Below are 11,671 nucleotides of genomic sequence, written 5' to 3' on the forward strand. Positions count from 1 at the left end.
GCTTTCGCGAGCAGGCTCGCTCCCACAGGGGATTTGCGGTGAGCCTGGATCTTGCGTCCATCCCAGAGCCAAACTGTGGGAGCGAGCTTGCTCGCGATGGCGGTCATCCAGTCGACATCATCGGCACAGACCCACCGCTTTCGCGAGCAAGCTCGCTCCCACAGGGGATTTGCGGTGAGCCTGGATCTTGCGTTCACCCCAGAACCAAACTGTGGGAGCGAGCTTGCTCGCGATGGCGGCTATCCAGTCGACATCACCGGCACAGACCCACCGCTTTCGCGAGCAGGCTCGCTCCCACAGGGGATTGGCGGTGAGCCTGGATCTTGCGTCCATCCCAGAACCAAACTGTGGGAGCCGAGCTTGCTCGCGATGGCGGTCATCCAGTCGACATCATCGGCACAGACCCACCGCTTTCGCGAGCAAGCCCGCTCTCACAAGGGATGGGCGCTACTTGAACATCCCCTGCACATTCCCCATCGCCTCATCGGCGAAGCCCTGGAGGAAATCCCGGAAGCCTGACGTTGTATGGGCGTCGGTGTGGTCGGCGATGATGGTCCAGGTGGCGCGGCAGCGTTTGCCGGCCAAGGGTTCGACGCGCATGGCCGCCCACAGGTTGTCGATGCCCAGGGTGTTGTAGATCAGCGTCCAGGTCATGTGCATGGCCTGGTCGTCACGGCTGTTGAGCTGCTCCACCACCAGGTTCTGCCCATCGCGGAAGAACTTCTTGCGCAGGGACCTCACGCCTTCGCCGGTCATTTCGATGCGCTCCAGGGCCGGGATGAAACGGTTGAAGCCGCCAAAATCACCCACCACGTCCCAGACGCGCGCCGCATCGGCCGCGACCTCCACCGAGGTTTCGACCTGGCAGGCTTGTGGGTTTTTGATCAGGGTGTCGGGTTGAAATGCACTCATGGTCTTGCTCCTTGCTTTGGGTTGAGGGGGTTTCAGATGAAGTCGATGGCCTTGAGGTACTCGGCGCCGCGGCGTAGCAGGGCCGGGGATTTTTCCGGGTAGCTGGCGCCCATCTGCCGCACGCCGGCGCGAGCGTTGTCGTGGCTGATCAGCGAGATGTCACCGATGTCTTCCTCGAAGCCGTTGAGGTAGAAACCCAGTACGCCAAACAACGCATTGTCGGCATCGACCCGAGCCAATTGCCGTTGCCACTCGGCGATGCTCACCAGGGAAAATTCACGGCCGCTGTCACGGAACGACGCCACATAAGCGTCCCAGCTCAACGGTTGCGGGTTATGCAGGTTGAACACCGCTTGGCTGGGCTGGTAGCGGCTGGCATGGAAGGCGATGAAGCGGGCCAGGAAGTCCACCGGCATCAGGTCGAAATTGAGCGACAGGTCCGGCACCTGGCCGAGCTGGATCGAGCCCTTGAGCATCAGCATCAAGCGATTCTTGTGGGGTTGGCAGACCCCGGTCAGGCTGTTGAAGCTGATGTTGCCGGGGCGGAAAAGATTGACCCACACACCGCGATCCCGGGCCCGTTGCAGGATCCGTTCGCCCACCCATTTGGACAGGTTGTAGCCGTTCTTGATGTAGATCGGCGGCGTCTCGGCGGCCGGCTGTTCCAGCACCTGACCGTCGGCATCCAGGGCACTGGAGGCAGACAGCGTGGAGACGAAATTGAAGATCTTCTTGCTGCGCCCTTCACACAGGCGCAGGCACTCGAAAATCGGTTCCACGTTGTCCCGTGCCAACGACTCGTAGTCGAGCACATGGTTGACGTGGGCCGCGTTGTGCACCAGCGCGCCGAAGGTGGCATCGATGCGGGCATAGACGTCATCCGGCAAACCCAATTGCGGTTGCGTGATATCGGCGGCGTAGACGCTGACGCGGTCCAGGTCCAGATGGGTCAGGTGATTGTCCCGCAGGGCCTGGGAGAAACGCTCGGCCGCGCTCTGTTCAGCGCTGGCGCGCACCAGGCAGGCGACTTCGGTGGCACCCCAGGCCAGCAGCGCCTCGACGATGTGCACGCCAAGGAAACTGTTGGCGCCAGTCACTACCACCTTGTGCACATCGCCGCATTGGCTGATGGGCAGCGGGTCGAGGTTGAGCTCAGCCTCGGCATCGATGAAGGCCTGGGGGCTGAGGCTCGACGCACTGTTTTGCTCGGGGTCGTCCAGCAACTTCGCCAAGGTCATCAGCGTCGGCGCTTCGATGAAGCGATTGATCGACAGGCTGCGGCCGAACGCCTGGCGAATGCTCAGCAGCAATCGTGACAGCAGGATCGAATGCCCGCCGAGGTTGAAGAAGCTTTCGTCGGTGGCGATGTCGTCGACCGGCAGCTCCAGCAGCTCGGCCCACAGTTGCTGCAGTTGTGTCTCCAAGGCGTTCTGCGGCTGGCGCCGCTGGCCGTCGACGTGCACCTGCACCGCCATGGCGAGCAACGCCCGGCGATCGACCTTGCCGTTACTGGTGTAGGGCAGGCTGGGCAATTCGACGTAGGCGGCCGGGTGCATGTAGCTGGGCAAGCTGTTCTGTACATGCTCGCGCAAGGCCTGAAGAGCGGCGCCGGGGCGCTCTTGTTCGGGATGAACCAGGAACGCCAGGATCCGCCGCCGTTCATCAACACCCACCGCCACCTGGCGAAACAACTGGCTTTCCCGCAGGCAGTGTTCGATTTCCTCGGGTTCGACCCGAAAGCCACGGATCTTCACCTGGTTATCGCGACGGCCACACAGTTCGATGCCGTTGTCGGTCCACTGGCCGATGTCGCCGGTGCGATAGACCCGCAGCGTTTGCCCGGTGGGCAGCGTCAGGTTGAGGTAACGCGCCGCGGTCAGCGTCGGATCATTCAGATAGCCGAGGCCGACGCCCGGGCCGGCGATGTACAGCTCGCCCGTAACACCCTGGGGAACCGGTTGCAGTTGTTCGTCCAGGATCAGCACCCGACCGTTGGCGATGGGCATGCCGAGGTTGCGGTTGTTGTCGCCGACGCCGAAGCGCCGGGTGGTCGCCAGCACCGTGGTTTCGGTCGGGCCGTAGATGTTGTGGAACCGGCATTGTGGCGCGAGCTGTTCGATCACGAACGGCTCGCAGACATCGCCACCGGTGATCAGATGCGCCAGGCCCAACGGCGCCTCCAGGGGCATGACGCTCAGCAGCGCAGGCGGCAGGAAGGCGTGGCTGACCCGCTGTTTCTGTATCAACGCGACCAATTGTTGCGGATCGCGGCGCTGGTCTTCGCTGGGCACCACCAGCAGGGCGCCGTGGATGAAGGTCGGCAGGATATCCAGCAGCGACGCGTCAAAGTTGATGGTGGAAAACTGCAACGCCCGACTGTCGCGCTGCAACCCGACGTAGTCGCCGTACCAGGCGCAGAAATGGCTGAGGTTGCGTTGGCTGAGCAACACGCCTTTGGGCTGGCCAGTGGTGCCGGAGGTGTAGATCGCCACGGCCGGTTCGTCGCCATCCACGGTGCGGCGGATCAACGAGGCCGGAATGCCTGGCTTGGGCGCTGGCAGCTGATGGATGTTCAGCGTTGGCAGCATCAGGTCGCCCAAGTCGCTGTCGCCGTCGTGCAGCAGCAGGTCCGCCTGGGCATTTTCCAGGATAAAGCGCCGACGTTGCGCCGGATGCTGCGGGTCCAGCGGCAGGTACACCGCCCCACAGCCGAGCACCGCCAGGATTGCCGCGTACAGGTGCGCGGATTTGGGCAGGCACACGCCGATTACTTTATGGGAACACGGCCCGTGGGAAGAAGTCCTGTGGGAGGAAGGCTTGCCCCCGATGAACGATGACGCGGTTTGGTTGGGAACCTCGGCGTCTTCATCGCGGGCAAGCCTTGCTCCCACAGGTTCTGCTTTTCTTGCTCCAACAGGTTCTCCAACAGCTCCTTTATCATGTTCTGCTCGGTGCAGTATTTCCAACATCGGCTGCTGCAACCTCAGCGCCAGGCGGCGCAAGGATTTGTAGTCGATCAATTGCCCATCGACCCACAGGGCCGGTTGCGTCGCGTCATCGAGCAGGCGCTGTTCGATGCTGTGCATCACCGGCACGTCGGCGGCGGCCAGCAACCAGGGCACCGGTGGCCGATTGAGGCCGTGCTCGAAGGCCAGCGGCTCCAGCGCATCGAGCCCGAGCAGGGGGTGGTCAATGGCGTCAGCGTGTACCGTCGGCCAATCATCGAAGCAGGTCTCATCCCGGGACAACTGGCTGACCAGTCGTGCGCCGGTTTCGACCAGCGTCGCCAGCGTACGCAGGCGCAAGGATTGACCATTGCCATCGCGTTGCGGCGCGATCACTTCCTGGCACAACAGCCGCTGCGCACCGTCGTGAAAGAGCAGCACCGGTTGCGGCAATGCCTCGCCGGGCAGCGAGCGCAGCGCCACGCGGACCTGAAGGCATGAGCGGGCGTCAATGGCGCGCGGTGTCGTACCGTCGTCGATCAACAGGTCGACCGACGATTGCAGGTCCACCACCGCGTGACCGTGCTGCTCCAATTCCCGGGCCAGTTCGGCCATGGCCTGGCTGGTGCCAGGCACTGCAATGTCGAGGCGTCTCATGGAAAGGTCCTCATGGGGTCAGATAATCAGCGAGGGCATCGCGTACGCAGGGGGACGCGAGCATCGAGCTGCCGCGGAAAAAACGCGTGATGTTGCCCACCAAGGGGTGAAAACGATTAATGGGATACGCCAGCGCACTGGCGTCTTCACGCAGCGACTGGCGCACCGATTCGTCGACGGGCAGGTGCGCGATCAGCTCGAAATCGAATGCTTGCTGCAGGTCGCTCGCCAGGTACTGGGCGATGAAACCGGGCATCAGGCGGGCAATTTGCGCGCGGTCCTCTTCGGGGGCGGTGCGCCAGTAGATCTGCACCAGTCGCGTCCAGAAACCGGAGTGCCGGCCCTCGTCGAGCAAGTGATCGGCCATCAGCCCCTTGATCGAGGCCTTGGCCGAGTCGTCCCGGGCGAAGGCGGCCACTTCGTTGGTCACGGTGTTCTCGGCAATGGCGATGCAGATCAGCTCCACGGCACTGAGCAGATGCTCTGGCGCCTGGGCCAGGGTCGCCGGTATGGCGCGGCTGAGTTCGATCTGCCCAGGCAACGGGATCGGTTCGATGCCGGTCATGTCGATGGTCTGCTGCATGAAGTCCATCGCCACCAGCGCGTGGTAATCCTCGTCCACCACCACGGTCATCGCGTCGTAGCGGCAGGCGAACGGGAACTCGATGCCGAAGCGGTTCTTGGCGATGCGCCGGGCGGTGTGGTCCACCAGTTCGGTCTCGAAAATCACCACGTCATTGATGAATTTGTAGAGGCTCTGCACCAGCACGAAGTCGCGTAATTGCGCACAGTGGCTGAGGAAGGTCTGGCTGTGCACCAGCGGCTGGCGGCTCATGGGGAAGATCAGCTTGTCGTCGTCTTCGACCCGGCGCCGTGGCCGGGTACGGATCGTGGCGCGGCTTTCCCAGGCGTCGGCGAAGGATTGGTATTCGACGGCGTTCATGGCATCACCTGTGCAACCGGCTGGGCCATGCTCTGGCGCAGGCCGTCCCACAAGGCCGCGCGACTGTGAACGGCGGCGAGCGCGGCGGCCAGCACCTCGGTTTCGCGCTGCGGGTCGCCATCGATCAGTCGCGCCAAGAGTTTCTCTGCCGCCGGCCCGTGGTCCTCGGAGTCGACCTCGATGTGCCGTTGCAGGTAGTAGCGAAAGGTCGGAGCCTGATCCAGGCCAATGCCCCAGGCGTCCAACATGCGTTGGAACATCTGTGGGATGACGCTCTCGCGGCCATGCACGAACGCGGCGGCCACGCTGTGGGCCGGGGCGTGCAGGGCGGTGTGCAAGGTCTGGCGGACGAACCGCGCCGCCGCCGGTTCGACCTCGACGCTGTCCAGCGCGGTCTCGGGGCTGACGCCTTCCTGCTGCAGGGTGATGAACTGCTCGATTGCACGGGTATCGGCGCCGATTTCCCGCATGGCGTCCAGGTACAGTTCGAAATGGCTGCAGTAGCCTGCGCCGGGGCGGTCATCCGACTCTTCCCCCAGCACAATTTCATTGATCAAGCGGGCCGCGTGAGGGTCGGCTGGCGGCAGCCAAGGCAGGTGGACACAGGTGAGCTCGCGTTGCAGCCGCTTGGTCAGCGACATGAAGTCCCAGACGGCAAAGACATGGCTTTCCATGAAGCGGCGTAACAGATCGATTGATGTAATCTCGGAAAAAACCGGGTGTTGTCCAAGTTCATGCTTTTTCAGAGATAGTTGTTCTTTGGATGGCTGCATTGGAACGTCCTCATCAATGATGTTATGTCCGGAAGGCGGCTCGTTAGTTAATGAAGGCGAGCGGGTGCCTGAACCGGAATCCATGAATTACCCAAGAGGGTTAAGTATTCTCTTTTAAGCGTTGTTTCAGCTATCGACGCCCGTGTTTGCTGGGGTATTGGCGCATCGAAAGGGCCGCTGGTAACGCGGCGAATAAAAAATTAATACATGTAACAAGTAAGCGGCAAGTGTTTTTTTAATTATTTGAAGTTGTAGTTTTGTTGGGCGCGAAGAGGCCTTTTAAAACTTTTCATATAAGTTTTATTGGGGCGAAAAAGCTCCTTCCGATTTAGCGAGATCAGAATCGAATAGTTCGAGTGAATGCCTCACTCGGAGCACTTCAGGAATCGGGGAATAAGAAGTTTTTTGTTAGGGGCAGGACATCGGTCGGACTTCCGATCATCCCGCCGGTTGGACGACGCTCCTTGCGTATTGGCTTCGATTCGTCTGGCCTCAGCCAGGCGTTGACTTCTTCAGGTCTGTTTTGAATCGACAAGCGCAAGAGTGAGCCCAAATCGATGGCAGTGCCATTGGACTGATGGGGCGACGAATCGCGGCCACGGTCAGGCCGCGCCGCGCTGGCGACAATTGAGTTGGAAGGATATGTAAGAAATTTTTACGCCGGACGAAGCGCCGGCGTGGGATCAAGGCTTCGACGGCTGTTCCAGGTACCGGCGCATGGTGATGGAGGCTTTTTCCAGATGCTGCTCCACCAACGTGACCGCTTTATCGATATCCCTGGCCGCCGCGGCAGCGAGCATGGCGCGGTGGTCGTCCTGGGTCAGCTTGCCCAACCCCATGGATGAAAGATGGAAACGCAAAAAGCGCTCTTCTTCATTGAGCTCATGTTCGATCAGGTCCAGCAGTTTGCTGTTGGGTGCCTTGTGGTAAAGCGACATATGGAACAGCCGGTTGAGCTTGGCGATTTCAGCGTATTCGGTTTGTGCCTCCAACTGTTCGATGTACTGGGCTGCCAGCGCCAGGTCACCGTCATCGAGCAGGGGGATGGACAAGCGCAAGGCGAAAGCTTCCAGGACCGCACGCAAGGCGTAGGTCTCCACCGCATTGTTGGTAATCAGCGGGGCCACCACGGCGCCTTTGTGCTGGACGACATTGAGCAACGACTGTGCTTCGAGCTGACGCAACGCCTCACGTACCGGCATGCGGCTCACGCCGAACAGGTCGGCCAGCTCTTGCTGGCGCAGGGCGGTGCCGCTGGGCAGGCGCCCGTCGAGGATGGCCTCGCGCAGGGAGCTTTCGATGATCGACCGCGCCTGATCGGCGGGGACGGGACCGTTGACCTGGATAGTGCTGAGCGGTTTGGGCTTCTTTGTCACGACAACACCTGAACGGGTAGTAACGAAAATTGGATCCATGCCAACGTTAGTTACAGATTGCCAAGCCGTCAAAATCTCGCGGCCCCGGTTCCTGAACTAAAGTTTAGTCTGCTTGCGGTGATTGCAACCTGCCATTGTCTTTTGCCCGGCCAGGCTTCACCATCCAACGAATTTCCAACGGCCCTTTTCGGACGTATTTCCCTTGGCTGCACCTTTCCCAGTCCTCAGGTCCTTGCGTTGGCTGTGTTCGGCACTATTGCTGGCCGGCCTGATGCTGGGCGGCCTGCAAGCCGACTGGGACTTTGCGCAGATCAGCCGGCGGGCGCAAGCGTTATATGGGCCACTGGGCGAAGGGCAGCAGCGGATCGACGCGTGGCAGCAACTGCTGGCGACTCAGAAACAGATCCCCGAACTGGAACAGCTCAAGGTGGTGAACCTGTTTTTCAACAAACAGGTGCGCTACGTGGAAGACATCGACCTGTGGCGTGAAGTCGACTATTGGGAGACGCCGATCCAGGCCTTGTGGAAGGGCGCCGGCGACTGTGAAGACTACGCCATCGCCAAGTATTTCAGCCTGCGTCGTCTCGGGGTGTCCAGTGACAAGCTGCGCATCACCTACGTCAAGGCGTTGCGGCAGAACCGTGCGCACATGGTGCTCACCTATTACGCCACGCCCGAGGCGATGCCGCTGGTCCTCGACAGCCTGATCGACGGTATCCAGCCGGCCAGCCAGCGAACCGACTTGCTCCCGGTCTACTCTTTCAATGCCGAAGGGCTGTGGCTGCCGGGCGCCAAGGGCAACAAGAAAGTGGGTGACACCAAGCGCCTGTCCCGGTGGCAGGACGTGTTGAAAAAAATGCAGGCCGAAGGTTTTCCGGTCGAGACGACTAACTAGGAGCGCGCGCTCAGATGTCCTTGTTCAAACAGCTGTTGATCGCTATCTGTCTGTTCCTGGTGGTTGCCTTCAGCGGCAGCTTCATGGTCAGCCTGGAAAGCTCGCGGGCCCAATACGTCAACCAGTTGCGCTCCCACGCCCAGGACGCGGCTACGGCGCTGGCGCTGTCGTTGACGCCGAACATCGACGACCCGGCGATGGTGGAATTGATGGTCAGCTCGATCTTCGACAGCGGCTACTACGCCAGCATCCGCGTGGTCGACGTGGCCACCGACAAGACCCTGGTCGAGCGCACCGGTACACCGGACGCCGGCAGTGTGCCGCAATGGTTCGTCAAGCTGATCGGCCTGGAACCGGCCGGTGGCGATGCCATCGTCAGCCGTGGCTGGGAGCAGGCGGCGCGGGTCGAAGTGGTCAGCCACCCGATGTTCGCCCTCGCCAAGCTGTGGCAGAGCGCGTTGGGCAGCCTGGGCTGGCTGTTGCTGTGCGGCGCCGTGAGCGCGGTGCTGGGGGCCTTGCTGCTGCGTCGCCAGCTCAAGCCGCTGGACTACATGGTGCATCAGTCCCACGCCATTGCCCGTCGTGAGTTCCTGAGCCTGCCGGAGCTGCCGCGCACGCCTGAACTGCGCCGCGTGGTGCAGGCAATGAACCAGATGGTCGAGAAGCTCAAGGCGCTGTTCCAGGAACAGGCCGAGCGCAGCGAAAAACTGCGGGTCGAGTCCTACCAGGACAACCTCACGGGCCTGGCCAACCGGCGTTATTTCGAAATGCAGCTCAATGCCCGGGTGAGCAACCCGGAGCAGGCCAGTTCCGGTTATCTGCTGCTGTTGCGGGTCAAGGACCTGGCCGGTTTGAACCAGCGGCTGGGCGGCCAGCGCACCGATCAGTTGCTCAAGGCCGTGGGCGAGCAATTGCAGCGTGAGTGCGCCCGCTACCCGGAAACCCACAACCTGGTCACGCGTATTCGCGGCGGCGAGTTCGCGGTGCTGGCCCCGGGGCTGGTGCGTGAGGAAGCGCTGCAATTGGCGCAGAACCTCGAAGCCGCGTTGGCGAGCCTGCATGCCACCGGCGCGACTGACGTGGCCTCGGTGGCCTCCATCGGGCTGGCGCCGTTCGTCCATGGCGACTCGCCGCAAGCGGTGCTCCAGCTCGGCGACCAGGCCCTGGCCCAGGCCGAAAGCCAGGGAGAACCGGGCTGGGCCTGCCTGGACCACAGTGCCTCGGCCAGTGTCGGTGATGATCACCACGCCTGGCACACGCTGCTCGACCAGGCCTTGAGTCATCAGCGCTTCGAGCTGTACTTCCAGCCGGTGGTGGCGGCCCAGGACACTCAGGTGGTGCTGCATTACAAGGTGTTGTCGCGGCTGTTGGACGAGCAGGGCCAGACGATCCCCGCCGGGCGTTTCCTGCCGTGGTTGGAGCGCTTCGGCTGGACTGCGCGGCTGGACCGCTTGATGCTTGAACAGGTGCTCAAGCAGATGGCTGGGCATGAGCAGTCCTTGGCGTTGAACCTGTCCTCCGCCACGCTTGCCGATCCGCAGGCGTTGAACAAGGTCTTTGAAATCCTGCGAGCTCATTCCAATCTTGGATCGCGCCTGACCCTGGAAATTGGTGAAGAGCAACTGCCGGAGCAAGCGGTGCTGGAGCAGTTGACCCGGCAGTTGCGCGAGCTTGGTTTCTCCTTGAGCCTGCAGCGGTTTGGTGGGCGGTTCAGCATGATCGGCAATCTGTCGCGGTTGGGGCTGGCGTACTTGAAGATCGACGGTAGCTACATTCGCGCGATTGACCAGGAAAGTGACAAGCGCCTGTTTATCGAAGCGATACAGCGGGCTGCTCACAGTATCGACTTGCCGTTGATTGCTGAGCGGGTGGAGACGGAGGGGGAGTTGGCGGTGATTCGGGAGATGGGGTTGTTTGGGGTGCAGGGGCAACTGGTGGGTGAGCCTAAGCGTTGGGGGTGAGGCGGCCCCTTTTCAGAGTACATATCCGTTTCTGCTGTAACGGCTGCTTATGGTTCCGGGTATGACTCACCCACATAGGTTACAAATCAGTTCTCGCACATAGGTAACAGTTTTTAACTGGCAGGGTCGGTTTGCGGTGATGTTGGATGCCCACACGGTATTGGGAACCGCACGGTCCTGTGGCGAGGGAGCTTGCTCCCGCTGGGTCGCGTAGCGGCCCCAAAAAAGCGATGAGCGCTACGCACTCAAGCGGGAGCAAGCTCCCTCGCCACAAAAGCTTTCCCAGCTATCACGGCACAGATTGATCCACGGTAAACACTGTGGGGACGAGCTTGCTCACGCATTAGTGCAAGCAGACCCACCGCCATCGCGAGCAAGCTCGGCTCCCACAGGATCGGCGGTGGACATTGATCTTATAAATGACCAAAACCTGTGTGGGAGCGAGCTTGCTCGCGAAGGCGGAAGGTCGGTTTGCGGTGATGTTGGATACCCACACGGTATTGGGAACCGCACGGTCCTGTGGCGAGGGAGCTTGCTCCCGCTGGGTCGCGTAGCGGCCCCAAAAAAGCGATGAGCGCTACGCACTCAAGCGGGAGCAAGCTCCCTCGCCACAAAAGCTTTCCCAGCCATCACGGCACAGATTGATTCACGGTAAACACTGTGGGAACGAGCTTGCTCACGCATTAGTGCAAGCAGACCCACCGCCATCGCGAGCAAGCTCGCTCCCACACTGGATCTGCGTCAAACCAAAATATCGAAATCTATACCGATCAACTGTGGGAGCGAGCTTGCTCGCGATGGCGTCCGCCCAGAAAACCCAAAACCCTCGCCACAGGTGCTGCGTACTGCCTGGAACGACGTGGCAGCCTAGATCAACCCCTTCTCATCATCATCGATCAACCGACTCAACCCGCCCAAGGCTTCACGGGCCTGGTTGCGGTCCATCAGCTTGGCCTGGGCCGCCGGTGGCAGGTCGGTGACGCGGATGACGCCCTTGCTGGTCAGCACCTGGATCAAGTCATCGAGCACCCGAATCATTTCCAGGTCGCTTTGCTTGAGTTGCTTGAGGCTGTTTTCCACCGCCTGGTTGGCGAACCAGTCCTGGATCTCGTGATTGTCGGCCGGCAAGGTCTCGGTGGCCTCGGCGTAAGCGGTGGCTTCTACGCGCACCAGCAGGCCTTGTGCATCGCGTTGCACATAAAACATCGG

General features: G+C 61.5%; 8 protein-coding genes. 2 read left to right on the forward strand and 6 right to left on the reverse strand.

Annotated features, from left to right (window positions below; genetic code table 11):
* Nucleotides 1-447: 447 nt before the first annotated feature.
* The 5 genes from J3P85_RS00615 to J3P85_RS00635 all read right to left on the reverse strand — a co-directional run bounded on the left by J3P85_RS00615 (nucleotide 448) and on the right by J3P85_RS00635 (nucleotide 7,606).
* Nucleotides 448-912 (reverse strand): SRPBCC family protein, encoded by a 465-nt coding sequence (locus J3P85_RS00615; RefSeq protein WP_434704537.1) that lies wholly within the window; start codon nucleotides 910-912, stop codon nucleotides 448-450.
* 32 nt (nucleotides 913-944) lie between these two features.
* Nucleotides 945-4,514, reverse strand: coding sequence for an amino acid adenylation domain-containing protein (locus tag J3P85_RS00620; RefSeq protein ID WP_434704538.1), 3,570 nt, complete (start codon nucleotides 4,512-4,514; stop codon nucleotides 945-947).
* Nucleotides 4,515-4,524: 10 nt separating this feature from the next.
* Nucleotides 4,525-5,457, reverse strand: a complete 933-nt coding sequence (locus tag J3P85_RS00625; RefSeq protein WP_434704539.1) for a diiron oxygenase — start codon at nucleotides 5,455-5,457, stop codon at nucleotides 4,525-4,527.
* Nucleotides 5,454-6,230: a DUF3050 domain-containing protein gene (locus J3P85_RS00630; protein ID WP_158457536.1), complete on the reverse strand. Its 777-nt coding sequence runs from the start codon at nucleotides 6,228-6,230 to the stop codon at nucleotides 5,454-5,456. The genes J3P85_RS00625 and J3P85_RS00630 overlap by 4 nt, the downstream gene beginning before the upstream one ends.
* A gap of 683 nt (nucleotides 6,231-6,913) precedes the next feature.
* Nucleotides 6,914-7,606, reverse strand: a complete 693-nt coding sequence (locus J3P85_RS00635) for a GntR family transcriptional regulator (RefSeq protein WP_434704540.1) — start codon at nucleotides 7,604-7,606, stop codon at nucleotides 6,914-6,916.
* Nucleotides 7,607-7,877: 271 nt separating this feature from the next.
* On the opposite strand from J3P85_RS00635, the gene lapG reads away from it, so the two are divergent.
* Both lapG and lapD read left to right on the forward strand, forming a co-directional pair.
* Entirely contained in the window at nucleotides 7,878-8,501 is a 624-nt protein-coding gene (lapG, locus tag J3P85_RS00640) for a cysteine protease LapG (RefSeq protein ID WP_434576648.1), read from the forward strand.
* Between the two features lie 14 nt (nucleotides 8,502-8,515).
* A complete protein-coding gene (lapD, locus tag J3P85_RS00645; RefSeq protein ID WP_186710004.1) occupies nucleotides 8,516-10,462 on the forward strand; it encodes a cyclic di-GMP receptor LapD in 1,947 nt (648 codons plus the stop codon).
* A gap of 867 nt (nucleotides 10,463-11,329) precedes the next feature.
* On the opposite strand, the gene J3P85_RS00650 is transcribed toward lapD, so the two are convergent.
* Entirely contained in the window at nucleotides 11,330-11,668 is a 339-nt protein-coding gene (locus J3P85_RS00650) for a hypothetical protein (protein ID WP_014335964.1), read from the reverse strand.
* Nucleotides 11,669-11,671 lie beyond the last annotated feature (3 nt).

The sequence above is a fragment of the Pseudomonas sp. Z1-12 genome (assembly GCF_051132015.1).
GTDB classification, from domain to species: domain Bacteria; phylum Pseudomonadota; class Gammaproteobacteria; order Pseudomonadales; family Pseudomonadaceae; genus Aquipseudomonas; species Aquipseudomonas zanjanensis.

Bases quoted from the DNA above. Each gene is read 5' to 3' on its own strand.
- J3P85_RS00615 (WP_434704537.1), bottom strand. From the start codon at position 912: ATGAGTGCATTTCAACCCGACACCCTGATCAAAAACCCACAAGCCTGC.
- J3P85_RS00620 (WP_434704538.1), bottom strand. From the start codon at position 4,514: ATGAGACGCCTCGACATTGCAGTGCCTGGCACCAGCCAGGCCATGGCC.
- J3P85_RS00625 (WP_434704539.1), bottom strand. From the start codon at position 5,457: ATGAACGCCGTCGAATACCAATCCTTCGCCGACGCCTGGGAAAGCCGC.
- J3P85_RS00630 (WP_158457536.1), bottom strand. From the start codon at position 6,230: ATGCAGCCATCCAAAGAACAACTATCTCTGAAAAAGCATGAACTTGGA.
- lapG (WP_434576648.1), top strand. From the start codon at position 7,878: ATGCTGGGCGGCCTGCAAGCCGACTGGGACTTTGCGCAGATCAGCCGG.
- lapD (WP_186710004.1), top strand. From the start codon at position 8,516: ATGTCCTTGTTCAAACAGCTGTTGATCGCTATCTGTCTGTTCCTGGTG.
- J3P85_RS00650 (WP_014335964.1), bottom strand. From the start codon at position 11,668: ATGTTTTATGTGCAACGCGATGCACAAGGCCTGCTGGTGCGCGTAGAA.